The 259-nt window shown below is 54.4% G+C and carries 1 protein-coding gene; it reads right to left on the bottom strand.

Annotated elements, in window-relative coordinates:
- Nucleotides 1-243: aminotransferase class I/II-fold pyridoxal phosphate-dependent enzyme (locus ACX9YW_RS23185; RefSeq protein WP_460351101.1), on the bottom strand; the 243-nt coding region annotated here is incomplete at its 3' end.
- Nucleotides 244-259 lie beyond the last annotated feature (16 nt).

Here is a 259-nt window from a genome sequence, read left to right as displayed (position 1 = left end):
CCAGACGATGCCGACCGGATTATGAGGACTCGACAGAATCAGCATCCGGCAGGATTGATCGGCACAGCCCTTCTCCAGATTATCGAAATCAATTTCATACCTGCCGCCGGGCAATTCGCGAAGAGGATTCCACACCACCTGTCGCCCATTGGCCTCAGGCACCATCCTGAACGGATGATACACCGGCGGCATAATCATCACCTTGTCGCCCGGCTCCGTAAAGCAATTGATGGCCAGTCCGATACCCTTTACAATCCCA

This window comes from Pseudoneobacillus rhizolycopersici (assembly GCF_054786815.1).
This window is presented reverse-complemented; position numbering and strand designations above follow the sequence as displayed.